This is a genomic window from Halomonas sp. G15, from assembly GCF_021282295.1.
Taxonomy (GTDB): Bacteria; Pseudomonadota; Gammaproteobacteria; order Pseudomonadales; family Halomonadaceae; genus Halomonas; species Halomonas alimentaria.
The window spans coordinates 1-23,537 of the sequence record NZ_JAJSPA010000021.1; the positions used below are offsets into that span (position 1 = coordinate 1).

Sequence of the window (23,537 nt, forward strand, 5' to 3'; positions counted from 1 at the left end):
CCGTAAGCGTGCTTATCAACGACAATTACAAGGAGGAAAAGCTGGGTCGTCGGACTGACGACAACTACCCCACCCAACCGGCCATTTTAATTGTCGCCAAGCGGCCAAAGTAGTTGACGTCGCATAGCCTACAGCGTGACCTGCCGGCGCCGGACCCGACACGGCTGCGTCGCCTGATGATGGACGAGTTCGCCCTCCACAAGGGGCACCGCTACGCCACGGTGATTGCGTGTGCCGACTCCCAGCAGGTGGTGTGGATCGGCGAAGGTCGCTCCCGGGAGGCGATCCGCCCGTTCTTCGAATGGTTGGGTGATGCGCGACAGCAGATCGAGGCCGTCGCCATGGACATGAACGCGTCTTTCGATCTCGAAGTGAAGGACCAGTGCCCCAACGCCGAGGTGGTCTACGACCGCTTCCATGTCGTGGCCAAGTACGGGCGTGAAGTGATGGACCGGGTGCGTGTCGATCAGGCCAACCAGCTGCGCGATGATAAGGCGGCCCGCAAAGTGATCAAAGGCAGCCGCTGGCTGTTGCTGCGCAATCAGGACAATCTCAAGCCTGAGCAGGCGGTGAAGCTGGAGGAGCTGCTGGCTGCCAATGCCTCACTGACCAAGGTCTACCTGCTCAAGGACCAGCTCAAGACGCTGTGGTTTGCCGATGACGAGGCAACTGCCCGCCATGGCTGGCGAGAGTGGGCCGGCATGGCGTTGAGCAGCGGCATCGACGCCTTGGTGCGTTTCACCAAGAAGCTGGAGCCTTACCTGGATGGCATCGTGTCCAGTGCTCGCCACCGGCTAAACACCAGCGTGCTGGAGGGCATGAACAACCGGATCAAGGTCATCAAGCGGATGGCCTATGGGTACCGCGACACGGAATACTTCTTCCTGAAGATCCGTGCCGCGTTTCCCGGCAAAATGCGATGAACCTGAAGTTGTCGAGGTCCAGGAACATCAGCGCGCCGAAGCGACCGTTGCGGTAGCTGTCACGCAGCACCCCCTCCAGGCGGTCCATGAGCAGGCGACGGTTGGGTAGCCCGGTCAGGGAGTCGAAGAAGGCCAGCTGGTGGATCTCCTGCTCGGCCGCCTTGCGCTCGGTGAGATCGCTGAAGGTGGCCACGTAGTGGGTCAGCTCGCCCTCGGCATTGCGCACCGCGCTGATGGTCAGCCACTCGGGGAACACCTCGCCGTTGCGCCGACGGTTCCAGATCTCGCCCTGCCAGCTGCCGTGGCGCGACACGCTGTCCCACAGCCCCGCATAGAAGGCATCGTCGTGCAGTCCGGAGCTGAGCAGTCGCGGGTTCCTGCCCAGCACCTCCTCCTCGGCATAGCCGGTGATGCGGGTAAAGGTGTCGTTGACACGCAGGATGATGCCCTCGGCATCGGTGATCAGCATCCCCAGGTGGGTCTCGAAGGCGGTGGCGGCGATGCGCAGCTGGGCCTCGGTGGCCCGCTCCTCGGAGACGTCGCGTACCACCGCCAGGGCTCCGCCGGCGTCCGGGCCGCGGGTGCCCAGGGCACTCAGCACCGAGCGAAAGTGGCGCCACTCGCCGCCGATCTCCAGCCGGTAGTCGTACTCCACAGGCCCACCGCCGTCACGCAACTCCGCGAAGGCCGCGGCAAGCTGCTCGGCGAGGTCTACCGGCAGCGCCTCGCGATAGTGGCGCCCGATGAGGTCACGCGAGTCGAGCAGCAGCTCGCTGGGGTCGGGCGCATGCACGAAGACGAAGCGCCCCGTGCCGTCGAACACGAAGATCATGTCCTGGATCGAGCCCACCAACGCCTGGAGTCGCGCCTCGCGAGACTGGCTCTCGCGGCGCGCCTGCTCCCGCTCGGCGACGCGCTGGCGCACCTCGCCCTCCAGCAGCAGCCGGTTGAGGTAGTGGCGCAGCACCAGGCCGCCGAGGCCGATCACCGTCCCGGCGATCGCCAGGCGCAGCCAGAGCCGGTGCATCCAGCCCGTCAGCACCGTCGAGACCTCCTCGCCGATCACCGCCACGAAGGGCAGCTCGCCGACACGACGCATGGTGTAGTAGCGATCCTCGCCATCCAGGGGCGAGTCGGTACGAAAGCTGTCACGCTGCTGGCCGCTGTCGATGAAGGCGCGGGTCAGGGGTTCCGAAATCTGCTCGCCCAGTACCTCGAGGGGGTCTTCCCCACCGAAGACGGGACGCCGGGCGATCAGCTGCATCTGGGTATCGATGATGGCGGTGCTCTGCCCCGCCGCCAGGCTCAGGCGATCCAGGGCATGGGAGAAGGCCGAGAGCTCGAGCTCGGCGCTGACGATGCCGCCACCGGCCAGGCGCTGGGCATGCACCACCCGGAACTCCTCGACGAAGTGCGACCAGAACAGCGGCGTGATGAGCCGTTCACCCGCCGGCGCCTGCAGCAGGTCACGGTGATAAGGTAGCCCGCCCAGCGCATAGCCCGGTGGATAGGCGTCGCGGGAGGAGACCAGGACCCGTCCCTGGCTATCCAGCACGCTGATCCTGTCGAGAAAGGGCAGTTCATCACTCAGCGCGGCCAGCCAGCCCCCCAGCTCGGCCGGGAGTTCGTTGCCCTCGATCCGCGCCGACACGCTGGCCAGCAGCGCCTCGCTGGCGGAGAAGGTGCTGGTCACCCACTCCGCCACCAGGTCGGCCCGGGCCGCGGTGCGCTCCTCGGCGGCCCGGGTATCGCGACGAAACTGTTCGAGCATCAGGGAGCCGAGCACCACCAGCATCAACAGCACACCGCCTACGTAGACGGCGACGGCACGGCGCCTGTCGCGGTGGATATCGTGCGCAGCATCGGGTAGCGCCAGGTCCGGAGAGTGCGGCATGCTGATGGCAATCCCTGCTGAGTGGGTGAATCCTGCCGTTCGTGTAGGTAGTGTAACCACTTATACAAGGCTGTGCCGGTAGAAGCATCACTACCCGCCGCCACTCGGAGCATCCTGCCCCCATGGAAGAGGTCACCCGCCATTTCATCGACGCCAACCAGCCGCTGATCCGCCTGGCGGTGGCCCTGCTGCTGGGGTCGCTGATCGGCATCGAGCGCGGCTGGGTAGCCCGCGAACAGAAGTCCGGCGAGCGCATCGCCGGCATCCGCACCCACGCCCTGGTGGGGCTGCTCGGCGGGCTGGCCGCCCTGCTCTCCACCACGGTGAGCGCCTGGGCGTTCCCGCTGGTGTTCCTGGCGGTGGCGGGCATCGCCCTGGTGGCGTGGCGGGCGCGGCTGGCCGAAGCCGAGGACTATAGCATCACCGGTCTGGTGGGACTGCTGCTGACCTTCTGCTTCGGCGCCGTGGCGGTGGAGGTGGACCCGGCCCTGGCCACCGCCTGTGCCGTGGCCACGGCGGTGATCCTCGACAACAAGCGCGAGATCCACGGCCTGCTCTACAAGCTGCAGGCCCACGAGCTCGACGCCGGCCTCAAGCTGCTGGTGATCAGTGCGGTGATGCTGCCGCTGCTGCCGGACCGTGCCATGGGCCCCGGCGGCGCGCTCAATCCCTACGAGATCTGGTGGATGGTGGTGCTGATCGCCGCGGTCTCCTTCGTCGGCTACTTCGCCATTCGCGTAGGCGGCGCCGAGAAGGGCATCCTCTTCACCGGCCTGTTCGCCGGGCTCAGCTCCTCCACCGCCCTGACCCTGCACTTCGCGCGCCAGTCGCGGCTGGCTCCGGGGCTCTCACCGATGCTGGCCGCCGGCATCCTGATCGCCTGCGGCACCATGTTCCCCCGCATCCTGCTCTACGCCGCGGTGATCAGCCCCGGCCTGATCCCGGCCCTGCTGCTGCCGATCACGCTGATGGGCCTCTCCCTCTACCTGCCGGCGCTGTACCTGTGGCGCCACCACCGCGGCGACGGTGCGATCCACCAGCCGGTGGCAGGGCAGAATCCGCTGGAGCTGCGCACGGCGCTGTTCTTCGGTGCCCTGCTGGCGGTGATCATGCTGCTGGGTGAGTGGCTGCGCGGGTGGCTAGGCGACGCCGGCATCTACCTGTTGGCCACCACTTCGGGGATCGCCGACGTCGACGCCATCACCCTGTCGCTGACCCGCATGTCGCTGGATGCCATCGCCCCGGACACCGCGGTGCTGGGGATCATCCTCGCCGCGGCCACCAACAATCTGGTCAAGGCGGGGCTGGCCGGCGCCTTCGGCACACGCCGCACCGCCTGGCGGGTAGGCGTGCCGATGCTCGCCTCCCTGGGCATCGGCCTGGCGGTCGCCTGGCTGGTCTGAGCCACCCGCTTCCCCGCCGGGAGTGGCCTTAGCCCCCCTCCACGCCGGCCAGCGCCTGGGCTGGCCGGGCACCCAGGCGGCCGACTTCGTCGCGGCCACGTAGCGTCAGGTCCGTGACGAAGCGAAACTGCTGGCGCGGGTCCACGGGGTAGGCGCGGATCTTGTAATGGGTGCCCCACGGATGCTCCTTGGCCACCACGGCGATGGGCCGGTCGAACTTGAGATAGGGGCTGGTCAGCGCCACGTCGCGCAGCGCCTCCTCCACCCGCGCGGCATCGTGATCGGGATGCAGGTAGAAGTCGGCCACGCACTGCAGGCTGTCGCCACCGTTGTTGGCATTGCTGATCGGCGCATTCCAGATCTTGAGGTGGGGGATACTGACCAGGTTGTCGTCGGGGGTGACCACTTCGATGGTGCGCATGCCCACATGGGTGACCTCGCCGTAGACCCCCTCGATCTCCACCCAGTCCCCCGGGCGATAGGGCATCTCTACCGCCGCCACCACCCCGGCGATCAGGCTACTGACGTAGTCCTTGAGGGCGAAGCCGATGGCCAGCCCCACGGCGCCGAGCAGGGCGATCATGTTCTGCAGCGAGGGATCGATGACGATGGGCACCGCCATGGAGATGGCGACGATCAGGATCGCCAGGCGCACCAGCGGCACCAGGGCAAAGACCCGGAAGCGATGCTGGCCATGCAGCCGGTTGGCGGCCCAGTTGAGCCCCTTCTGGCTCACCACGATCAGCAGGATCGCCCCCGCCGCCAGCAGCGCAAGCTCCACCAGGGCCGCCGTATCCAGCTTGTTGAACAGTTGCGAGTAGTCGTCGGCGTTATCCATCACCAGGCTCCTTACAGGGCATCCACCAGATAGGTACGCTCCTCGAGCAGGCGCCGCACGCTCATGTAGCCCAGCGGGGCCACCCGCCAGCGGCCGTCAGCGCAGCTCACCACACCGCGCCGCTGCAGCTGGCGCAGGCCGGAGAGCGCCCGGGCATGGGAGAACGGCAGCACCTCGGGCAGCAACGCCTCGTCGAGGCCACCGTGCAGCAGCAGGGCGTGGAGCAGCAGCACCGACTCCTCGCCGACCTCGCCGGGCAGGGTGGCCTCGTCGAGGGTCTCGGCCAGCCACAGGGTATCCGGGGCCTCCCCCTCCGGCGCCTCGTCGCACAGCCTGGCCCGCCAGTAGTGCCAGGCCAAGCCCAGCTGACCGCGGCAGTGGGCGGCCAGCTCGCGAAGCTCACGGCTGGTCGAGGCCTCATCACCATCAGCCAGCACCGGCTCGCCGCTGCCCACGGCGAGAATCGCCGGCGGTTCGCCTTCCGTGCGCGCCGCCGCGGCCCGGGTGGTGGCAGCCAGGTAGCGGGTGAGGCGCTCGCCGTCGAAGGCCTGCAGGGTCACCGCCGCGGACTCGGGCAGCGCCAGGGCATGCTGCAGGTAGGCCCAGGTCCAGCTGTCGCAGCCGATCACCCCGCGCCCCAGGCGCCCGGTGAGAGCAGCCTCGAGGAAGTTGCGCAGCCCGGCGAGAGATGTCGCCTGGCGCAGGAAGCCCCGCTCCAGCCGCGGTATCACCCAGGCGTGCGCCGACGGTGCCGGTGACCAGGGCATCTCGCCGGCCAGCAGTGCTCCTGCCGCCGGCTCGGGCAGCAGGCGCGCCCCATTCAATCGCGCCCAGGCCTCCACCAGCTCGGCATGGCCGTCCGCGGGGGCACCCACCAGCAGGGTGACCGGCCCCGCCGACTCGCCGGCCTCGGCAAAGTAACGGGCCAGAGCCAGGGCACCCGGCTGCCAGTCGATGGGCGGCGCCAGGTTGGCCAGGCGCACCCGGGGCAGCCGCTGGAGCTGCGCCTCATCCCGCGCCGGCTCCTCGCCCGCCTCGCTGCCCAGCGTCAGCCAGCGCCCCAGGGCCTGCCAGCGGCGCCGCGCCTGGCTGGCCTGGGACGCCCTGGGCAGCTCCCGCTGCTCGAGGGGCACCACTTCCCACAGCGGGCGCTCCCGCTCCTCGTCCTGCGCCATCGCGCGCCTTCCCCGATTCACCGTCGATGAGCTGACCATAGCACGCCCCGGGCGGGGCGCCGAGACGACGACGCCCGCCGCGGCAGGGCCGGGCGGGCGTCGTGGGCAACGATGCGGATGTCGGCTACCAGGTCAGGCAGATCTTGCCGAAGTGGCGGCCGGACTCCTGGTGGCGGAAGGCATCGGCGATCGACTCCAGCGGGAACTCGCGGTCGATCACCGGGCGCAGTTCGCTGGCGTCAAGGGCGCGGATCATCTCCCGCTGGTGGCGGCGGCTGCCGACGATCAGCCCCTGCAGCCTGGCCTGCTTGGCCATCAGCTTGGCGGTAGGGATCTCCCCCTCGCGACCGGTCAGGATGCCGATCAGGGCGATATGCCCACCGATGCGCACCGCCTCGATGGACTGCGGCAGGGTGCCGGGGCCGCCCACCTCGACCACATGGTCGACGCCCGCGCCGCCGGTCAGCGCCTTGACGGTCTTGCCCCAGGCGGGATCCTCGCGGTAGTTGATGGTGTGCTCGGCGCCCATCTCGCGCAGCCGCGCCAGTTTCTCGTCGGACGACGAGGTGGCGATCACCCGCGCGCCCATCAGGCGAGCAAACTGCAGGGCGAAGATCGACACCCCGCCGGTGCCCAGCACCAGCACCGTATCGCCGGCCTTGAGGCCGCCGTCCACCACCAGGGCGCGCCAGGCGGTGAGCCCGGCGGTGGTCAGGGTGGCCGACTCGGCGTGGGACCAGCCCGCCGGCTGGTGGGTGAAGGCACTGGCCGGCGCCACCACCCGCTCCCGGGCGTAGCCCTGCACGCCATCGCCGGGGGTGGTGGCGAAGTTGCCCAGCCGCGCCGGGCCCTCCTGCCAGGGCGGGAAGAAGGTGGAGAGCACGGCGTCGCCCGCCGCGAACTCATCGACGCCCTCGCCCACCGCCTCGACCACGCCGGCGCCGTCGGACATGGGGATGCGGCCGTCATCCACGGGGATCATCCCGGCCACCACGGCGTAGTCATGGAAGTTCAGCGAGCTGGCGTGCAGGCGCACGCGGATCTCGCCGGGGCCAGGCTCGCCCGGCGCCTCATGGTCACCAAGCTGCAGGTTATCGAGCCCACCCGGGCTCTTCAGGGTCACGACTTTCATGTTCGCTCCTCGTTGCTGGAATCGATGGCAAGCCTCGGCAGCCTGACACAGGGATGCGGGCGATGCCCGCCAAGATCAACCCGCGAGCTCGTGCAGCCGCCAGTCGTTATCGGTGAGCGCCTCGCCGCCCCGCGGGGTGACGCGCACGGTGTCGCTCAGGCCGATGCCCCACTGCCCCGGCAACCGCAGGCAGAGCGGCAGGTGGAAGACCATGTCCTCGGCGAACTCGCGGGTCTGGCCGCGGGCGATGTAGCCGGTACCCTCCACCCAGCTGGGCGGGAACTGGGCGCCCACCGCATAGCCGAACACCCCGGAGAAGAACACGCTCTCGGCATGGGGCGCCAGCACCGCCTCGGCGGCCCGGGCGGCATCATCGAAGCGGTTGCCGGGGCGCATCGCGGCGCTCAGCGCCTCGAATATCTCGCGGCACACATCGCGCAGCGCCTGCATCTCCGGCGTGGCCCGGCCGGCCACGGCGGTGCGCATCATCGGCGCGGTGTAGCGCTGGAAGGCCGCGCCGAACTCCAGGAACACCGGGTCGCCCGCTTCGATCACGCGGCGCTTGTGATTGACGTGGATGATGCTGATACGCCGCCCGCTGGTGACGATGGGTTGCAGGCTCATGAACTCGCTGCCCGCCGCCAGCAGCGCCCGGCTGCCTTCCGCGGCGACGTCGTTGTCGGTGACGCCCGGCGCGATCACCGCCTCTGCGGCGGCGAGGCCGGCCGCGGTGATCCGTGCACTCTCGCGCAGACAGTCGAGCTCCGACGGCGTCTTGACGATACGGATGGCATCGAGCAGCGCCCCGCCGTCATCGCGGAAGCACTCGGCCCCCAGCCGCGCCTGCAGTTCGCGGATGACACCGAAACGCAGCCCGGCCCCGAAGAGGTCCATGCCGATGGCGCGGTATGGCGAGAGGATCTCGGCCAGCGGCGCGATCACCTCCTCGATGCCCTCCCAGCGGTAGCCCAGGATCTCGTCCACCGCGGCGGTGACCACCGCGGGGCCGGTCTCGATGGAAGGCACCTGCAGCACCCGCCGCTCGGCGCTGACCACCAGGGCGGTGTGCACCGACACCTCGAAGGTGTGATAGCCGGTGAGGTAGAAGATATCCGCCGGGTCGGTGAGCAGCAGGGCATCGAGGCCGGCGGCCTGCATGGCGGCGTGCACCCGGGCCAGGCGGGCGGTGAACTCCGCGCGGGGGAACGGCAGCTCTCTGCCGCCCAGGGCGCCGGCCAGGGCGTGACGATAGGCGTGATGGTCCATGGGGCCTCCGGAGCCGGATGGTGACTCCCGGAGTGTAGCCATGACGGGGGTCATGCAGGACGGAAAATAGCCCTGTTCCCGCCCCCTTGGGTTTCGTAGAATCCAGCCACATCACATGTTGAACGCAACGGGACAACGATATGGGTAGGGCCTTCCAGAACCGCAAGGAATCCATGGCCAAGACGGCCGACGCCAAGACCAAGGTGTACAGCAAGTATGGCCGGGAAATCTACGTGGTCGCCAAGCAGGGCGGCACCGACCCCGCCGGCAACCTGAGCCTGCGGGGGCTGATCGAGCGCGCCAAGAAGGACCAGGTGCCCTCTCACGTCATCGACAAGGCGCTGGACAAGGCCAGCGGCGTGGGCGGTGAGGACTTCTCCCCGGCCCGCTATGAGGGCTTCGGCCCGGGCAACGTGATGGTCATCGTCGACTGCCTGACCGACAACCCCAACCGTACCTTCGGCGACGTGCGTGGCTGCTTCACCAAGACCAAGAGCAAGATCGGCACCCCAGGCAGCGTCAGCCACATGTTCGACCACTGCGCCATCCTGGCCTTCCAGTGCGGCGATGAGGAAGCGGCGCTCGAGGCGCTGATGGAGGCCGATGTCGACGTCACCGACATCGAGAACGAGGCGGGACAGATCACCGTCTTCGCCCCGCATACCGAGTACGCCAAGGCCAAGCAGGCGCTGCTCGACGCCTTCGGCGAGCTCGACTTCGAGATCGACGAGATCCAGTTCGTGCCCCAGGCCACGACCCCGCTTGAGGGCGACGACGTGGCCATGTTCGAGAAGCTGGTCGACGCCCTCAACGACTGCGACGACGTGCAGAACGTCTTCCACAGCGCCGAACTCCCCGAGGATTGAGGGGCCTGCGGGAGTCCCCTACTCCACGGTGATGGTGATGACCTCGGAGGTCACCGGCGGGTCGAAGCTCACATGCCGGTGGTCCATGAACAGCAGTTGCAGCTCATGCTCGCCCGGCTCCAGCTCCAGCATGGTCTCGGTCTGGCCGCCGCCGAAATGGCGCATGCCGTCGTTGGCCGGCAGCGGCTGGTCGAGATCCACTTCATCCAGCGGCGTGTCCACCAGCAGATGGTGGTGGCCGGTGCCCTCGGCCTGGGTGCCGGCGGGGGCCACGCCCATGCCCCTGAGCCCCATGCGCACGGTCACCGGGCCGGAGAGGGTCGCACCCTCCTCGGGCGACAGGAAGTAGACCTCGGCCCCCTCCGGGGCTGCGACGCGCTCCATCTGGGCCAGGGCCGGACCGCCCAGCAGCATGCCGCCCGCCAGGGCCAGGCCCGCTATCCACTTGCTCATTGCCGTCTCCTCGTCGTTGTCCGGGGGGGCGCCCGCGGCGGGCGACACTCGCCTACAGCGTAGTCGAGCCGGGCTCGCCGAGCGAAGCGAGTTCCAGCCTCAGCTCAGCGTCCCTTCTGGGACTCGTGCCACTCAGCGGCGGCCTCCTCAACACCGGGCTCGTCGCTACGGTTGAGGGCCGCCTGACGCTGGGCCTCCTCGTCGCGCACGTCGTCGATCACCGTCATCAGCTCGTCGACATCGACGGGGGTGGTGTCGTGCACGAAGCGGCCGGTGAGACGGCTCTCCGGATGCAGCTCACCGGCTTCATAGAGCGCCCAGATCTCCTTGCCGTAGTCCGTGGCCAGCAGCTCCGGGGCGAAGCGCCCGAAGTAGCGGCGCATGTTGTCCACGTCGCGCTCGAACATCCACTCGGCGCTGTTGTTGCCGGCGGCGTCCACCGCCTGGGGCAGGTCGATGATCACCGGGCCGTCGGCGGCCAGCAGCACGTTAAACTCGGAGAGGTCGCCGTGGATCAGGCCGGCACACAGCATCTTGACCACATCGGCCAGGATCTTGGCATAGTGCTCGCGGGCCTCCTCGGCGCTCAGGGTCACGTCGTCCAGGCGCGGGGCGGTGAGGCCCTCGGCATCGCTGATCATCTCCATCAGCAGCACGCCATCGATGAAGCCGTAGGGCCTGGGCACCCGCACATCCGCCGCGGCCAGCCGGTAGAGGGCATCCACCTCGGCGTTGAGCCAGGCCTGCTCCTGCTCCTTCTGACCGTAACGGGTCTTCTTGGCCATGGCCCGCGAGCGGCGGCTGTTGCGCCCGCGACGCCCCTCCTGATACTGCACGGCCTGCTTGAAACTGCGCTGCTTGGCCTCCTTGAAGACCTTGGCGCAGCGTCGCTCCCCATGGGAGCGCACCACGTAGACCTGGGCCTCCTTGCCGCTCATCAGCTGGCTCTCGACCGCCTCGATCAGGCCGTCGTCCACCAGCGGCTGCAAGCGCTTGGGTATCTTCATCTATCCTCCCGGTAGTGCCGAACCGTATTGCCGATTCGGTTCAGCGGCTGATGCGCCGGGCGCGAAAGCTGCGCCCCTTGATTCGGCCGTTCACCAGACGCTCCAGGGCCTGGTCGGCCACCTCGCGCCGCACGGCCACGTAGGCACTGTTGGCCAGCACCTTGATCCTGCCCACCTGGTCACCGGCCAGCCCCGCCTCGCCGGTCAGCGCACCGAGGATGTCACCGGGGCGCACCTTCTGCTTCTTGCCGCCACCGATCTGCATGGTCGTCATGGGGGCCACCACGGGCTCCCGGGAGAGCACCGAGCGCGGCGGCAGGCTGGCCTCCTCGAGGGGCTCGCCGAGGAAGTCGGTGAGGCGCGCCAGCCGGTACTCCTCGCCCTGGCCGACCAGGGTGCAGGCGATCCCCGCGCTGCCGGCCCGGCCGGTGCGCCCGACGCGGTGCACGTGCACATCCAGGTCCCGGGCGATGTGGTAGTTGAACACCGCATCCAGCTCGGCGATATCGAGCCCACGGGCGGCCACGTCGGTGGCCACCAGGATCGAGGCGCTGCGGTTGGCGAACAGCACCAGCAGCCGGTCGCGGTCGGGCTGCTCCAGGTCGCCGTGCAGCGCCAGGGCGCTGAAGCCTGCCGCATTCAGCGCCTGGGCCACCTCGTCGGTCTCGCGCTTGGTATTGCAGAACACCACGCTTGCGGCCGGGCGCAGGTGCAGCAGCAGCCGGCACAGCCCCTCCAGGCGCGCTTCGTCGCCGTCGGCGACCCGGTAGACCCGCTCGTGGATGCTGCTGGCGTCATGAGTCTCGGCCACCTCCACCGTCACCGGGTCGCGCATCAGCGCCGCGGCCACGGGGCGTACGGTGTCGGAGAAGGTAGCGCTGAACAGCAGCGTCTGACGGCGGGCAGGGGTCTCGGCGACGATCGCCTCCAGGCTCGCCTGGAAGCCCATGTCGAGCATGCGGTCGGCCTCGTCCAGCACCAGGGTCGCGAGTCCGCCAAGCGCAAGCGAGCCCTTGCGCAGATGCTCCTCCACCCGGCCCGGGGTGCCCACCACGATATGCGCACCGTGCTCCAGCGAGGCCAACTGCGGGCCGAAGGGAGCGCCGCCGCACAGGGTCAGCACCTTGACGTTGGGCAGGCTGCGCGCCAGCCGGCGCAGCTCGCCGGCCACCTGGTCGGCCAGCTCCCGCGTCGGGCAGAGCACCAGCCCCTGCACACGGAAGCTCGAGAGCTCAAGCCGCGAGAGCAGCCCCAGGCCGAAGGCGGCGGTCTTGCCGGAGCCGGTCTTCGCCTGGGCGATCACGTCGTGGCCGGCCAGGATCGGTGGCAGGCTCTCGGCCTGGATCGGCGTCATGGCGGTGAAGCCCAGCGAGGCGAGGTTGTCGAGCAGCTCCGGCGCCAGCGGCAGCGCGGCGAAGGAGGCGTCGGAAGGGGTATCGGACAAGGGAACATCCTGCAGAAAGGGGCAGCCAGGCATAGCAGGCGAGCCAGGGTCGTAAGCGAGCGACGGCGAGGGCCGAGCGGCATGCGCCGGGAAAGCGGGAGAATGGAAGGCCTGCAGGATAACAGAAAGCCGGCGGCCACGCTGCGCCGTTGTGGGAGCACGCTGTGGCGGCGTGGGAGCCTGGCGGCGTGGGAGCCCGATTTATCGGCGATAGCGGTGGCACAAGGGCGCCTACCGGCGCCATCGCGCAGTATCTGCGCTCCCACGAAGGGCGCTACGGTAACTGCGATAGCCCTTGCCAGAATCTGGGTTCCCACAAGGAGGAGTAGCAGCTCTGCTATGATGGAGCACTCCAGTGCCTAGTGCTTAATGCCCAATGCCCCGAGCGCTTCGGGGCCCAGACAAGTTGCCGTGCCATGCCAAAGCCAGTCGATGAGACCTCATCTCCCACGCCACAGCGTCGCAAGGCCACACCCAACCCGCCCTTCACGACCCCCCGTGCCAGCGGAGAGCTACGCGCCAATCTCACCTCGATCCGCGATACCTTCAGCAACCGCCACCATTCGCTGGACTTCGCCTACTCCCACGCCCACTACCTGCGCAACCGGGTGCTGGCCGTGGGCGTTATCTTCCTGCTGCTCTCCCCGCTGTGGGCCCTGGTGGATGCGGTGATGCTGCCGCGCGAACTGCTCGACACCACCCTGATGGGCCGCGGCCTGCTGCTGGTGGGGCTGGCCGGCGTGCTGCTGCTGGCCAAGCTCAGCCGCGAGCGTATCGGGCGCATTCGCCTGAGTGCCGGCCTGTTGCTGGCGCTGCCGGCGGCCTTCTATGCGCTGGTCCTGATCCTGCTGCCCGACGACGAGGTCGTACGCCTGGCAGGCTACGCCTTTATCCCCTTCCTGCTGGTGGCCGCGCTTAGCATCTTTCCCTTCACCATCGTCGAGTCGCTTGCCACCGGTATCGCCATGCTCTGGCTGCTCGCCTTCGCCCAGATGGTCGACGGCAGTTGGCTGACTGCGAAGGGACTCGAGGGCATGTGGCTGCTCGCCAGCCTGCTGGTGGTCTCCATGGCGGCCAACCATTTCCAGCTGAGCCTGCTGATGCGGGTCTACCGCCAGGCCACCCATGACCCGCTGACCGGACTGCTCAACCGCGGCGCCCTGTCGCTGCATCTGGAGAAGCTCCAGGCCTGGCGCCACGGAGAATACTCAGGGCACAACACGCTGGAGTGCGCGGTGCTGATGATGGATATCGACCACTTCAAGAAGATCAACGACACCCACGGCCACTCCGTGGGCGACATGGTGCTGGCCGAATTCGCCAGAGTGCTGACTCACGAGACCCGCCCCGAGGACTGCGTGGCCCGCTACGGTGGCGAAGAGTTCGTGGTGCTGCTGCTCAATGCCGACCGCGCCCGGGCCCACGACGTGGCAGAGCGCATTCGCCAGGCCGTCGAGCAGCACCACTTCCCGGACCATAACCATCAGCGCGTGCCGGTCACCACCAGCATCGGTGTGGCCGGCCTGCAGGATGATGAAGCGCCACAGCAGGCCCTGGAGCGCGCCGATGCCGCCCTCTATCGCGCCAAGGAGGCGGGTCGCAACCGGGTCATGGCGGCAGGTTGAGCCGACACGACTGCGGGCCTGCGTCAAGACACCGCCGTTGTGGCCACCTCGCCCTTCCCTACCCTGTGTCATAGTGAAGGAACAGAGTGAAGCAACAGATCCCTGAGCAAGGAGAGCCCGATGCAGCAACGTGAGTTCGATATCGCGATCATCGGCGCCGGCAGTGCCGGCCTAAGTGCCTGGCACGCTGCCAGCAAGCACAGCGACAGCGTGGTCCTGATCGAGGGTGGTGAGTACGGCACCACCTGCGCCCGGGTAGGCTGCATGCCCTCCAAGCTGCTGATCGCCGCCGCCGAGGCAGCCCACCAGGCCCGTGACGCCGGCGGCTTCGGCATCAAGGTGAGCGGCGTCGAGGTGGACGGCCGCGCGGTGATGGCGCGGCTCAAGCAGGAGCGCGACGGCTTCGTGGGGCGGGTGTTCAAGTCGATGCAGCGCATCCCCGAGGCCAACCGCCTGCAGGGCCACGCCCGCTTCGAGGACCCGCACACCCTGCGGGTGGGCGAGCACACCCGGGTCAAGGCCCGCAATATCGTCATCGCCACCGGCTCGCGCCCCACCTGGCCGAAGATGTTCGACGCGGCAGGCGACCGGCTGGTCATCAACGACGACGTCTTCGAGTGGGACGACCTGCCCGAGTCCATCGCGGTATTCGGCCCCGGCGTGATCGGCCTGGAACTGGGCCAGGCACTGCACCGCCTGGGAGTGCGCCTGCGGGTCTTCGGCGTGGGTGGCGCCCTGGGCCCGTTCCGCGATGCCAAGGTGCGCGAGGCAGCCGACGCCACCTTCAACGAGGAGTTCTACGTCGACCCCGACGCCCGGGTGGAGAAGATCGAGCGCGACGGCGACTCCGTGGTGATCACCTTCATCGAGCGCAACAGCGGCGAGGCCTTGACCGAGCGCTTCGACTACCTGCTGGCCGCCACAGGCCGGCGCCCCAACGTCGACCGCCTGGACCTGGAGAACGCCGGCCTCGCCCTCGACGACAAGGGCGTGCCGCACTTCAACCGCTTCACCCTGCAGTGCCGCAACGCCGACGACGGCCCCAGCCATGTGTTTATTGCCGGCGACGCCAACCAGGAGCTGCCGCTGCTCCACGAGGCCAACAGCGAGGGGCGCATCGCCGGCGACAATGCCGGGCGCTTCCCCGAGTTGCGCGCCGGCCGGCGCAACGTGCCCCTGGCCATCGTCTTCAGCGAGCCACAGATGGCCACCGTGGGCGAGGGCTATGCCGAGCTCGAGAAGCGCCTGGGGGGCTGCGACTGCCTGGCCGTGGGCGAGGCCTCCTTCGCCGACCAGGGCCGCGCCGTGGTGATGCGCCAGAACCGCGGCCTGATGCGCCTCTACGCCGAGCACGGCTCCGGCCAGTTCCTCGGCGCCGAGCTGTTCGGCCCGCGGGTGGAGCATATGGCGCATCTGCTGGCCTGGGCGCTGGAGCAGAAGCTCAGCATCAGCGAGATGCTGGCCATGCCCTGGTACCACCCGGTACTGGAGGAGGGACTGCGCGGCGCCCTGCACGACCTCAATGCGAACCTGCAGCTCGGCCCGGCGATCACCGAGCGCTGCATGGAGTGCGGCCCCGGCGACTGACCGCCTCCTCGAATGCGAAAGGCCCGGGGTAGCGCTCCGGGCCTTTCAGGTTAAAGCGGACCTGCCGGGACTCAGCCCAGCGCCGCGCGCAGCTTCTCGGCCGCCGCCGCCAGGTCGGCCGACTCAGCCATCGGCAGGTTCTCCACCTGGATATCGCTCATCGCATCCAGCGGGGTCAGGTGGACATGCACATGGGGCACCTCCAGGCCGACGATCAGCATCCCTACGCGCTGGCAGGGGAAGGCCTGCTTGATCGCCTTGGCCATGCGCCGCGACACCGTCATCAGGTGCTGATAGAGCGGCTCGGGCAGGTCATCCCAGTGGTCGACCTCCTCGCGGGGAATCACCAGCACGTGGCCGGGCTTCATCGGCTGGATGGTCATGATGACCACGCACTGGTCATCCTCATGCACGAAGTGTCCCGGAATCTCGCCCTGCATGATACGGGTAAAGATGCTGGCCATGGTGCCCTCCTGGCGATAGCGGGTAAGTGGAGACTAACGTCGACTGCAGCGACGGCGGTGATCCGGTATGCTGGTTGAGGCAGTACCGCACGACCAAGGAGCAGAATACACGATCGATCATTCAATCCAAGCCAGCACGGAGGTTCACATGAAGGTCTATAAACCTGAATGGCGGTGCACGTTTAGCGTAAACGAAGGCGCGGATGACACGGCCGGCTGGAAGCAGCGGATCGCCTGGCAGCTACGCGATTTCGCCGACCGGCTGGAAGGTGGCGGCAGGACCCTGAAGATCGACTGCGATGTGGTCCCGGCGGTGAGCCGGGAGGATGTGGATACCTGTCTGGGCAAGGGCTTCGCCGTGACCCAGGGGCTGCTCACCCAGCTCGCTCACCAGGCGGCCTGCGAGGACGTGATGCGTGATGCCAAGGCAGAGCTGTTCGAGGAGGAGGACGTCTCGCGCCATTGAGATCGCCTACCTCCTGCCACACCCCGGGCTGCCGTTCAGCTCGGGGTGTTTTCGTTCCAGGCCTCAACTCCGCCGTTGACAGCGCACGCCGGTGCGGCCTATGCATATAACAAAGGCATTCGCCTTTTCCCGGCGCTACCGGGTTCCACGTTCGCCAAGGATGCTGTCATGGACACCATGCCCAGCCACCCGCTAACGCCATCCGAACTCATCGACCAGCCGCTGCCCAGCCCGCATGTGCCCGCCGCCTGCCTTGGCTTCAATGCGGAACTCGCCCGCCGCCTGGCCCTGGCCAAGGCCCGCCTCGACCGCCTGGAGCACGACCCCGACTCCCGCGACCTGAGCGCCCTGGGGGCGGCACGCATCGAGTTCGCCCAGGCCTCCCGCGCCGTTGCCGACGAGCTGCTGGCCCGCGGCCTGGGCTGATCGCACCGGCCGAACGTTGGAGGCCGAGACCCCGGGTGCCGGGATGCGCGGCGGCTGCAGGCATGGCATCCTCGGGACCTCCATCGCCGCCGGACAGCCTCCATGTCGCTCGCCATCAGCCTGATCGCCCCCTCATCCATCACCGACGATGCCGCCGTGGCGCGCGGCATCCGGGGGCTGGAATCGCTGGGCGTCAGTGTCCACTGCCCCGAACCGCTGCAGCACCCCCGTCGCTACCTGGCCGGCTCCCGCGAGTGGCGCCTGGCCCAGCTGCATGCCGCCTACGACGACCCCGAGACCCAAGCGGTGTGGGCGATCCGCGGCGGCTACGGCGCCGCCCAGCTGCTCGACGGCATCGACTGGGCGCGGCTTGCCGCCAATCCCAAGCCGCTGGTCGGCTACTCCGACGTCACCGTGCTCCTCGACCACTGGCACCGTCACGGCCTGCCGGCCATCCACGGCCCGGTGGTCAAGGCTGCCGGCGGGCTGCTCGACGCCCATGACGAGAGCGAGGAGTACGGCGTACTTCGGCGCCAGCTCCGCGAGACCCTGGCACTGATCGACGGCCCCGCCACCCTCGACTATCCCACCATCTATCCCACCACCTATCCCATTGCCGCCTGGGGCGAGACGCCGGACACGCTCACAGGCCCCCTGGTCGGCGGCAACCTCACCACCCTGGCCAGCCTGGTGGGGACTCCCGCCGCCTTCAGCGCCCCGCAGGGGGCCCTGGTGATCCTCGAGGATGTCGGCGAGCCCTGGTATCGCCTGGAGCGCGCGCTGTGGCAGCTGGTGCAGGGCGGCGCCCTGAACCGGGCCGCCGCGGTGTGCCTGGGCACCTTCGAGGGCTGCCCTCCCTGGGGCAACGAACGGCTCGAGGCGATCCTCGCCGAGACCCTGGCACCGCTGGGCCTGCCGCTCTACCACGGCCTGCCCGTCGGCCATGGGCTGCACAACCGCCCCTGGCGCTACGGCGCCATCGGGCATATCGGCCAGGGCCGACTCGCCGTCGAGGCGTGACGCCAGGGCCACCGGAAACCGGCCCGGCACCCTGCGGAGGAGTCCTTGCATAAGTTTGTCGCGATCTAGCACCCATCGTCGCCCATCTTCGAGATCGCTTGCGTGGCCGCCGGTGAGTGGTTACTATTTGTGCAACGCAGCGGGGGAGCGCCCCGTCCTCATTGCATCGTGCAAGCACACATCGCCATAGCGAGAACCATGAGGTAACACCGATGGGAACCCGATCGCCCCTGTTCCTGACCTGCTGTCTGGCAGGCCTCCTGACCCTCGGCACTGTGACCACCGCCAGCGCCGAGACTCAGAAGGGATACGCCTCCTACTACGCCGACAAGTTCCAGGGCCGCACCACCGCCAGTGGCGCGCCCTTCGACCAGAATCAGCTCACCGCCGCCCACCGCCACCTGCCCTTCGGCACCGAGGTCGTGGTGACGCGTCCGGACACCGGCCAGGCGGTGAAGGTGGTGATCAATGATCGCGGCCCCTTCGTGAAGGGCCGCATCATCGACCTCTCCAAGCGTGCCGCCAAGAAGCTGGGCCTGCTCCACCGCGGCGTGGCCCCGGTGATGATCACCCAGATCAACTGATCCCCGCCATGGCGGGCGGCATTCCCGCACCGCTCGCCAACTGCAGCGCGATGGCGGCCATCATCACCCCGATGGCGCCATCGATGGCCCGCCACGCCGCCGGCTTCTTCAGCCACGGCGCCAGAGCCGACCCACCCCAGGCCAGCAGGCTGAACCACAGGATCGATGCCGACCCCGCCCCGGCCAGAAAGGCCGCGCTGCTGCTTTGCTGTGCCCCCACCGCCGGAATCAGCAGCAGGGTATCCAGGTAGACCTGGGGATTGAGCAGGGTCACCGCCAGGGTGGCCAAGATCACCCGACGCCGCCCCGGTGCCGCCACCGACTCGCCATCCAGCCCCTGACGCCCGGTAGCCGCCCGCCACAGTGCCTGGGCGGCCAGCCAGGTGAGGAACACCACCCCGGCCCAGCGCATCGCCTCCATGGCCTGGGGCACGGTCAGCAGCAGTGCCGAGACGCCAAGCATGCCCGCGCTGAACAGCAGCAGGTCGCTGGCCATGCATAGCCCGGCCGACCACCACTGATGCTGACGACGGATCGCCACCCCCAGCACATAGGCGTTCTGGGCGCCGATCGCCATGATGATCCCGCCGCACACCACCAGCCCGGTCAGATAGCTCTCCAGCATTGGTCCTGCTCCGTCGCGTTATCGATGGCGGCCAGCGTAGCCGATGCCGATCATACGCAAAAATCATCCTGTTAATGCAGCATCAGTTTTTCTTATGATCATGTTATAAGATCAGGGCCCAAAAGGAGACTTGGCGATGCTGGACTACAAGCTGCTGGAGGCACTGACGGCGGTGGTGGAGTGCGGCGGCTTCGAGCGCGCCGGTGAGGCACTGGGGCTGTCGCAGTCGGCGGTCTCCCAGCGTATCCGCTCGCTAGAGGTGCGCCTGGGCCAGCCAGTGCTGGTACGCACCCCGGCCCTGGCGCCCACGCCGGTAGGCCGGCGACTGCTCAACCACGCCCGGCGAGTGCAGCTGCTGGAGCGCGACCTGCGCCAGGCGCTGCCAACACTTACGAGCGAGGCCCCGCGACTGCGCATCGCGGTGAACGCCGACAGCCTGGCCACCTGGTGGGCCCAGGCCATCGGCTCGCTGTGTCGGGAGGAAGGCGTGGTGCTCGACCTGGTAGTGGAGGACCAGGACGTCGGCCTGCGCCGACTGCGCGACGGTGACGTGGCCGCCTGCCTGTGTGCCAGCCCTCAGCCCGTTGCCGGCGCCCGCGCCCTGCCGCTGGGTCGCATGAGCTACCTGCCGCTGGCCACGCCCGCCTATCGCGAACGCCACTTTCCGGAGGGCCTCATGGAGGAAGCCTTCCGGCGTGCCCCAGCTATCGTCTTCGGGCCCCACGACCAGCTCCAGCACCGTTTCCTGGCCAGCTGCGGTTACCACGGCCCCTTCCCCTACCACCTCTGCCCCGCCTCCGAGGGCTTCGTCAGGCTGGCCCTGGCCGGCATGGGCTACGGCATGATCCCGCGGATGCAGGTAGAAAGGCAGCTGGAACAGGGCGAGCTGGTCAGTATCGCCCCGGGGCAGGCACTGGAGGTCCCGCTCTACTGGCACAGCTGGCGCCACAGCGGGAAGCTGATCGAGCGGCTGACCGACGCCCTGGGCGCGGTCAGCCTCAGCTGAAGGATGCGTGGCTACTGCTCGGTACCGACCTTGTCCTGGGTCTGCGTCTCGAAATCGCTGGCGGCGTGGCGCTCGTGGAGCTGCATCTCCGGCTCGCCGAAGGTGCGGTTGACCATGCGGCCGCGCTGCACCGCCGGGCGAGCATCGATCTCCCTGGCCCAGCGCTGCACATGGGTGTACTCCTGCACCTGCAGGAACTCGCCGGCGTCGTAGAGCCGCCCCAGCACCAGTTGGCCGTACCAGGGCCAGTTGGCGATATCGGCGATGGTGTAGGTGTCACCGGCCAGGTAGCGGTTGTCGGCCAGGTGGCGATCCAGCACGTCGAGCTGGCGCTTGGTTTCCATGGCGTAGCGGTCGATGGGGTACTCGAGCTTCTCCGGCGCATAGGCGTAGAAGTGGCCGAAGCCGCCACCCACGAAGGGCGCACTGCCCATCTGCCAGAACAGCCAGTTGAGGGTCTCGGTGCGGGTGGCGTGATCGGCCGGCAGGAACTCGCCGAACTTCTCCGCCAGGTAGAGCAGGATGGCGCCGGACTCGAACACCCGGGTCGGCGGCTGGGTGGAGTGGTCCATCAGTGCAGGGATCTTGGAGTTGGGGTTCACCTCGGCGAAGCCGCTGCCGAACTGGTCGCCCTCGCCGATGCGGATCAGCCAGGCATCGTACTCGGCATCCCTGTGGCCCAGCGCCAGCAGCTCCTCGAACATCGCCGTGACCTTGACCCCGTTGGGCGTACCCATCGAGTAGAGCTGGAAGGGGTGCTCACCCACCGGGAGCGGCTTCTCGTGGGTGGCCCCGGCCACCGGGCGGTTGATGCTGGCGAAGGCGCCACCGCTCGGCTGCTCCCATTTCCACACCTTCGGCGGCACATACTGGTTCTGGTCGCTCATGCTGACTCCTGGTTGCGAAGCCGCCCCGGCTATCGGCGGCGGCGTGTGAGGCTCCGACAAACGATAGCGGGTTAAGGTTTCGGATTCGAGCCAGCGACAGTGTTCGAGGAGTCATCAACCTACGTTGTTCACGCATATGCGTGGCGGTGACTGCCTACGCGAGGTGTAGGAAAAAGCGGACAAACGGCCCCGGCGGCTTGGCTACGGTGAAAGAACCACTTCACCAACTTCGCACCAAAACAAGGAGACATCTCCGGGAGGGCCCCATGCGCCTCGCACCCCCACCCCGCCGCGGCACCCGCCGCACTCACGCCGGCCTGACGCTGATCGAGCTGATCGTGGCCATCACCGTCGCCGCCATACTCTTCACCTGGGCGATACCCAGCTTCCAGAGGTTCAGTGCCCGCAACGAGGTGGCGGCGGAGGTGATGCGGATCCGGACGGCGCTGGCGCTGGCAAGGAATACGGCGGTGACGAGGCGAACGACGATCTCGGTCTGCCCACGCCCGACGGCCAGCAGCACTAATTGTGACTTTATGAACTGGAACCATCCTCTAGTGGTGGTGGATGGCCAGGTCTCCAGCGGCGACCTGGCAGATGGCGAATTGCTCAAGGTGTTAGAGGGAAGCGGCGGCCCCAACGTTACTTTCAATCGTAGCTATCCAGTCCGTTATCAGGCCACCGGCTGGTCAAGAGGGCATAACGGTACCTTTGAGATCTGCGGACGCGACGGTGATGGGGCGAAAGTCATAGTCAATAACATGGGGCGCGTCCGGATCGGCGAAAATGCCGATGGTAAGCCGATTTGCTGATCAAACATTAGGTGTCGGGTCCCGTGTGATTGACCACCCGTTTGGTAAATAACTCAGGTCGCTTGGCCTGCCACTCCTTCATCGCCGTGATCGGTGATTGATGATGCAGCGCCTTCTGAGGGATGTGCTGATTGTACAGCCAGCGTAGCGTTTGAGCGTCTGCTCCAGGTCCTCGCCTGAGGTATAGCGCCGGGTCGCCAGCACTTCGCTGATCCGGCCGTTGAAACGCTCCACCATACCGTTCGTCTGCGGCCTTCCCGGCTTGATCAGGCGATGTTCGATACCATGGGTCTGGCACTCCTGGTCGAAGGGGTGGCGGCCGCGGGGCTTGCGCTCACCTGACCGCGTGAAGCGATCGGTGAACGACTTGCCGTTGTCAGTGAGCACCGTCAGGATCGTGAAGGAATCCTTCTCCTCCGCACGCTTCATGAAGGTCTTGGAGGACTGGCTGCACCTGCAGGTGGATGGCGAGGTGGCCGAGGGGCAGAGCCATATCGAAAAATCCATGCTCACCATCGAGCCGGTGCTGGTGCTTGTGCTGGTGCTGGTGGCCAAAGCTGCCGGCGACGAGGTCAGCGCCGGCAACGTGAACGGCAAAGGCACGCTGGTTTTCCGGGCGACCCGCGTCGGCGCCAACACCCGGTTTGGCCACATCACCGAGCAGGTGGCCGACAGGGTCTCCAGCATTTTCGTGCCCACGGTGATGATTATCGTCGTGCTCATGGCACTTGCCTGTTTCAACTTCGGCGCCGAGCCGCGGGTAATCCACATGCTGGTGACCGCCACCATGGCGCTGATCACCGCCTATCCCTACGCCCTGGAACTGGCTACGCCGATCTCCACGTAGGCAAGGCTCGCACCGTGGTTTACCTGGCCGTGGATGGGAAGCTCACCGCGCCACGACACCGTCTCGGCCATCAGGTGCTTGCAGGTCAACGAGCTCAAGGTGGTGATGCTGACCGGCGACAACGAGCACAACGCCGCCGCTATCGCCCGTGAGGTGGGCATCGAGGAGTTTCGCTCCGGGCTCTTACCCGAAGACAAGCACGCCGAGATCGAGCGGCTGCAGGCGGCCGGCGAGAAGGTGGGCATGGTGGGCGACGGCTCAACGACGCCCTGGCCCTGGCCGACGAGGGCTTCGCCATCGGCCAGGGCACCGAAGTGACGAAGAACCATCGAGAGCGCCGGCATCACCCTGATGTGCGGCTCGCTGCACGGCGTGGCCTCGGCCATCGAGATCAGCCGGGCGACGCTCTCCAACATCAAGCAGAACTTGGAGGGGGGCACTTCATCGGCTACAACACCCTGTGCATTCCCATCGCCGCGGGGGTGCTCTACCCCTTCACCGGGATGCTGCTCTCCCCAATGATCGCGGGTGCTGCCATGTCGCTCTCCTCCATCACGGTGGTGAGCAACGCCAACCGCCTGCGGCTGTTCAAGCCCCATAACGAAAAAGGCCCCGCGTAAGCGGGGCCGGAAGGAGGTAAGTCATGAGCGTTATCGTCAACTTGGCCGGGCTGGGACTGATCGGACTGATCGTGTGGTGGTTCTGGGTAGCGAAAGCCTGAGCGTCCACCTTAACGCCAGTGGCCGGCATTTCTGCCGGCCACTGAATGCTGCTTCATACTAGGTGG

Annotated in this window: 21 protein-coding genes and 3 pseudogenes; 12 read left to right on the plus strand and 12 right to left on the minus strand. The window is 67.9% G+C overall.

Annotation, left to right across the window (positions count from 1 at the left end; all coding sequences use genetic code 11):
- Positions 1-128: 128 nt before the first annotated feature.
- Positions 129-923: pseudogene (locus LWH48_RS11065) on the plus strand (ISL3 family transposase); the annotation flags it as partial.
- Here the strand turns inward: LWH48_RS11065 and LWH48_RS11070 are convergent.
- Positions 841-2,817 (minus strand): PAS domain S-box protein, encoded by a 1,977-nt coding sequence (locus LWH48_RS11070; protein WP_232912609.1) that lies wholly within the window; start codon positions 2,815-2,817, stop codon positions 841-843. The pseudogene LWH48_RS11065 and the gene LWH48_RS11070 sit on opposite strands and share 83 nt — an antisense overlap.
- Positions 2,818-2,939: 122 nt before the next feature.
- On the opposite strand from LWH48_RS11070, the gene LWH48_RS11075 reads away from it, so the two are divergent.
- Entirely contained in the window at positions 2,940-4,220 is a 1,281-nt protein-coding gene (locus tag LWH48_RS11075; RefSeq protein ID WP_232912610.1) for an MgtC/SapB family protein, read from the plus strand.
- A 28-nt stretch (positions 4,221-4,248) separates the two neighbouring features.
- On the opposite strand, the gene LWH48_RS11080 is transcribed toward LWH48_RS11075, so the two are convergent.
- From LWH48_RS11080 to LWH48_RS11095, 4 genes are all read right to left on the minus strand, one after another.
- Positions 4,249-5,058: a mechanosensitive ion channel family protein gene (locus tag LWH48_RS11080; protein ID WP_232912611.1), complete on the minus strand. Its 810-nt coding sequence runs from the start codon at positions 5,056-5,058 to the stop codon at positions 4,249-4,251.
- A gap of 11 nt (positions 5,059-5,069) precedes the next feature.
- On the minus strand, positions 5,070-6,233 hold the full coding sequence (locus LWH48_RS11085; RefSeq protein WP_232912612.1) for a hypothetical protein: 1,164 nt from the start codon (positions 6,231-6,233) through the stop codon (positions 5,070-5,072).
- Positions 6,234-6,357: 124 nt separating this feature from the next.
- A complete protein-coding gene (locus tag LWH48_RS11090; protein WP_232912613.1) occupies positions 6,358-7,365 on the minus strand; it encodes a zinc-dependent alcohol dehydrogenase family protein in 1,008 nt (335 codons plus the stop codon).
- Positions 7,366-7,440: 75 nt separating this feature from the next.
- A complete protein-coding gene (locus LWH48_RS11095) occupies positions 7,441-8,631 on the minus strand; it encodes a M24 family metallopeptidase (protein WP_232912614.1) in 1,191 nt (396 codons plus the stop codon).
- Positions 8,632-8,771: 140 nt separating this feature from the next.
- Here LWH48_RS11095 and LWH48_RS11100 point away from each other — a divergent pair, with 140 nt between their 5' ends.
- On the plus strand, positions 8,772-9,497 hold the full coding sequence (locus LWH48_RS11100) for a YebC/PmpR family DNA-binding transcriptional regulator (protein WP_232912615.1): 726 nt from the start codon (positions 8,772-8,774) through the stop codon (positions 9,495-9,497).
- Between the two features lie 18 nt (positions 9,498-9,515).
- On the opposite strand, the gene LWH48_RS11105 is transcribed toward LWH48_RS11100, so the two are convergent.
- The 3 genes from LWH48_RS11105 to dbpA all read right to left on the minus strand — a co-directional run bounded on the left by LWH48_RS11105 (position 9,516) and on the right by dbpA (position 12,401).
- Positions 9,516-9,950, minus strand: a complete 435-nt coding sequence (locus LWH48_RS11105) for a DUF4399 domain-containing protein (RefSeq protein ID WP_232912616.1) — start codon at positions 9,948-9,950, stop codon at positions 9,516-9,518.
- A gap of 104 nt (positions 9,951-10,054) precedes the next feature.
- Positions 10,055-10,957: a PA4780 family RIO1-like protein kinase gene (locus tag LWH48_RS11110; RefSeq protein WP_232912617.1), complete on the minus strand. Its 903-nt coding sequence runs from the start codon at positions 10,955-10,957 to the stop codon at positions 10,055-10,057.
- A gap of 40 nt (positions 10,958-10,997) precedes the next feature.
- Positions 10,998-12,401 (minus strand): ATP-dependent RNA helicase DbpA, encoded by a 1,404-nt coding sequence (dbpA, locus tag LWH48_RS11115; RefSeq protein WP_442908312.1) that lies wholly within the window; start codon positions 12,399-12,401, stop codon positions 10,998-11,000.
- A 416-nt stretch (positions 12,402-12,817) separates the two neighbouring features.
- On the opposite strand from dbpA, the gene LWH48_RS11120 reads away from it, so the two are divergent.
- A complete protein-coding gene (locus tag LWH48_RS11120; protein ID WP_232912619.1) occupies positions 12,818-14,026 on the plus strand; it encodes a GGDEF domain-containing protein in 1,209 nt (402 codons plus the stop codon).
- A gap of 120 nt (positions 14,027-14,146) precedes the next feature.
- Positions 14,147-15,613, plus strand: a complete 1,467-nt coding sequence (locus tag LWH48_RS11125; protein WP_232912620.1) for a dihydrolipoyl dehydrogenase — start codon at positions 14,147-14,149, stop codon at positions 15,611-15,613.
- 71 nt (positions 15,614-15,684) lie between these two features.
- Here the strand turns inward: LWH48_RS11125 and LWH48_RS11130 are convergent, their stop codons facing one another.
- Positions 15,685-16,077, minus strand: a complete 393-nt coding sequence (locus tag LWH48_RS11130) for an HIT family protein (RefSeq protein WP_161430289.1) — start codon at positions 16,075-16,077, stop codon at positions 15,685-15,687.
- A gap of 148 nt (positions 16,078-16,225) precedes the next feature.
- Between LWH48_RS11130 and LWH48_RS11135 the strand changes: the two genes are divergently transcribed.
- The 4 genes from LWH48_RS11135 (at position 16,226) to LWH48_RS11150 (ending at position 18,573) form a co-directional block, all read left to right on the plus strand.
- On the plus strand, positions 16,226-16,543 hold the full coding sequence (locus LWH48_RS11135) for a hypothetical protein (RefSeq protein WP_232912621.1): 318 nt from the start codon (positions 16,226-16,228) through the stop codon (positions 16,541-16,543).
- A 168-nt stretch (positions 16,544-16,711) separates the two neighbouring features.
- Positions 16,712-16,969 carry a hypothetical protein gene (locus LWH48_RS11140; RefSeq protein ID WP_232912622.1) on the plus strand — a complete coding sequence of 86 codons (258 nt, stop codon included), beginning with the start codon at positions 16,712-16,714 and terminating at the stop codon, positions 16,967-16,969.
- A 102-nt stretch (positions 16,970-17,071) separates the two neighbouring features.
- Complete coding sequence (locus LWH48_RS11145) at positions 17,072-17,989, plus strand: S66 peptidase family protein (RefSeq protein ID WP_232912623.1); 918 nt, start codon at positions 17,072-17,074, stop codon at positions 17,987-17,989.
- Positions 17,990-18,201: 212 nt separating this feature from the next.
- The gene (locus LWH48_RS11150; RefSeq protein ID WP_232912624.1) at positions 18,202-18,573 is read left to right on the plus strand and encodes a septal ring lytic transglycosylase RlpA family protein; all 372 of its coding nucleotides are present in this window, start codon (positions 18,202-18,204) and stop codon (positions 18,571-18,573) included.
- Here LWH48_RS11150 and LWH48_RS11155 read toward each other — a convergent pair.
- Positions 18,566-19,198 (minus strand): LysE/ArgO family amino acid transporter, encoded by a 633-nt coding sequence (locus LWH48_RS11155; protein WP_232912625.1) that lies wholly within the window; start codon positions 19,196-19,198, stop codon positions 18,566-18,568. The two genes, LWH48_RS11150 and LWH48_RS11155, sit on opposite strands and share 8 nt — an antisense overlap.
- A gap of 136 nt (positions 19,199-19,334) precedes the next feature.
- Here LWH48_RS11155 and LWH48_RS11160 point away from each other — a divergent pair, with 136 nt between their 5' ends.
- Positions 19,335-20,204, plus strand: a complete 870-nt coding sequence (locus tag LWH48_RS11160) for a LysR family transcriptional regulator ArgP (protein WP_232912626.1) — start codon at positions 19,335-19,337, stop codon at positions 20,202-20,204.
- 11 nt (positions 20,205-20,215) lie between these two features.
- On the opposite strand, the gene yghU is transcribed toward LWH48_RS11160, so the two are convergent.
- Positions 20,216-21,091, minus strand: a complete 876-nt coding sequence (yghU, locus tag LWH48_RS11165; RefSeq protein WP_232912627.1) for a glutathione-dependent disulfide-bond oxidoreductase — start codon at positions 21,089-21,091, stop codon at positions 20,216-20,218.
- A gap of 266 nt (positions 21,092-21,357) precedes the next feature.
- On the opposite strand from yghU, the gene LWH48_RS11170 reads away from it, so the two are divergent.
- Positions 21,358-21,903 carry a GspH/FimT family pseudopilin gene (locus LWH48_RS11170; RefSeq protein WP_232912628.1) on the plus strand — a complete coding sequence of 182 codons (546 nt, stop codon included), beginning with the start codon at positions 21,358-21,360 and terminating at the stop codon, positions 21,901-21,903.
- A gap of 7 nt (positions 21,904-21,910) precedes the next feature.
- On the opposite strand, the pseudogene LWH48_RS11175 reads toward LWH48_RS11170, so the two are convergent.
- Positions 21,911-22,305, minus strand: a pseudogene (locus tag LWH48_RS11175) (integrase core domain-containing protein); the annotation flags it as partial.
- 52 nt (positions 22,306-22,357) lie between these two features.
- Here LWH48_RS11175 and LWH48_RS11180 point away from each other — a divergent pair.
- A pseudogene (locus LWH48_RS11180) lies at positions 22,358-23,370 on the plus strand (HAD-IC family P-type ATPase); the annotation flags it as partial.
- Positions 23,371-23,537 lie beyond the last annotated feature (167 nt).

What these genes read in the sequence shown, in the direction of transcription:
- LWH48_RS11085 (WP_232912612.1), bottom strand. Translation starts at nt 6,233, where the DNA reads ATGGCGCAGGACGAGGAGCGGGAGCGCCCGCTGTGGGAAGTGGTGCCC.
- LWH48_RS11075 (WP_232912610.1), top strand. Translation starts at nt 2,940, where the DNA reads ATGGAAGAGGTCACCCGCCATTTCATCGACGCCAACCAGCCGCTGATC.
- LWH48_RS11130 (WP_161430289.1), bottom strand. Translation starts at nt 16,077, where the DNA reads ATGGCCAGCATCTTTACCCGTATCATGCAGGGCGAGATTCCGGGACAC.
- LWH48_RS11080 (WP_232912611.1), bottom strand. Translation starts at nt 5,058, where the DNA reads ATGGATAACGCCGACGACTACTCGCAACTGTTCAACAAGCTGGATACG.
- LWH48_RS11150 (WP_232912624.1), top strand. Translation starts at nt 18,202, where the DNA reads ATGGGAACCCGATCGCCCCTGTTCCTGACCTGCTGTCTGGCAGGCCTC.
- yghU (WP_232912627.1), bottom strand. Translation starts at nt 21,091, where the DNA reads ATGAGCGACCAGAACCAGTATGTGCCGCCGAAGGTGTGGAAATGGGAG.
- LWH48_RS11135 (WP_232912621.1), top strand. Translation starts at nt 16,226, where the DNA reads ATGAAGGTCTATAAACCTGAATGGCGGTGCACGTTTAGCGTAAACGAA.
- LWH48_RS11110 (WP_232912617.1), bottom strand. Translation starts at nt 10,957, where the DNA reads ATGAAGATACCCAAGCGCTTGCAGCCGCTGGTGGACGACGGCCTGATC.
- LWH48_RS11140 (WP_232912622.1), top strand. Translation starts at nt 16,712, where the DNA reads ATGGACACCATGCCCAGCCACCCGCTAACGCCATCCGAACTCATCGAC.
- LWH48_RS11095 (WP_232912614.1), bottom strand. Translation starts at nt 8,631, where the DNA reads ATGGACCATCACGCCTATCGTCACGCCCTGGCCGGCGCCCTGGGCGGC.
- LWH48_RS11145 (WP_232912623.1), top strand. Translation starts at nt 17,072, where the DNA reads ATGTCGCTCGCCATCAGCCTGATCGCCCCCTCATCCATCACCGACGAT.
- LWH48_RS11120 (WP_232912619.1), top strand. Translation starts at nt 12,818, where the DNA reads ATGCCAAAGCCAGTCGATGAGACCTCATCTCCCACGCCACAGCGTCGC.
- LWH48_RS11100 (WP_232912615.1), top strand. Translation starts at nt 8,772, where the DNA reads ATGGGTAGGGCCTTCCAGAACCGCAAGGAATCCATGGCCAAGACGGCC.
- LWH48_RS11105 (WP_232912616.1), bottom strand. Translation starts at nt 9,950, where the DNA reads ATGAGCAAGTGGATAGCGGGCCTGGCCCTGGCGGGCGGCATGCTGCTG.
- LWH48_RS11170 (WP_232912628.1), top strand. Translation starts at nt 21,358, where the DNA reads ATGCGCCTCGCACCCCCACCCCGCCGCGGCACCCGCCGCACTCACGCC.
- LWH48_RS11160 (WP_232912626.1), top strand. Translation starts at nt 19,335, where the DNA reads ATGCTGGACTACAAGCTGCTGGAGGCACTGACGGCGGTGGTGGAGTGC.
- LWH48_RS11090 (WP_232912613.1), bottom strand. Translation starts at nt 7,365, where the DNA reads ATGAAAGTCGTGACCCTGAAGAGCCCGGGTGGGCTCGATAACCTGCAG.
- LWH48_RS11155 (WP_232912625.1), bottom strand. Translation starts at nt 19,198, where the DNA reads ATGCTGGAGAGCTATCTGACCGGGCTGGTGGTGTGCGGCGGGATCATC.
- LWH48_RS11125 (WP_232912620.1), top strand. Translation starts at nt 14,147, where the DNA reads ATGCAGCAACGTGAGTTCGATATCGCGATCATCGGCGCCGGCAGTGCC.
- LWH48_RS11070 (WP_232912609.1), bottom strand. Translation starts at nt 2,817, where the DNA reads ATGCCGCACTCTCCGGACCTGGCGCTACCCGATGCTGCGCACGATATC.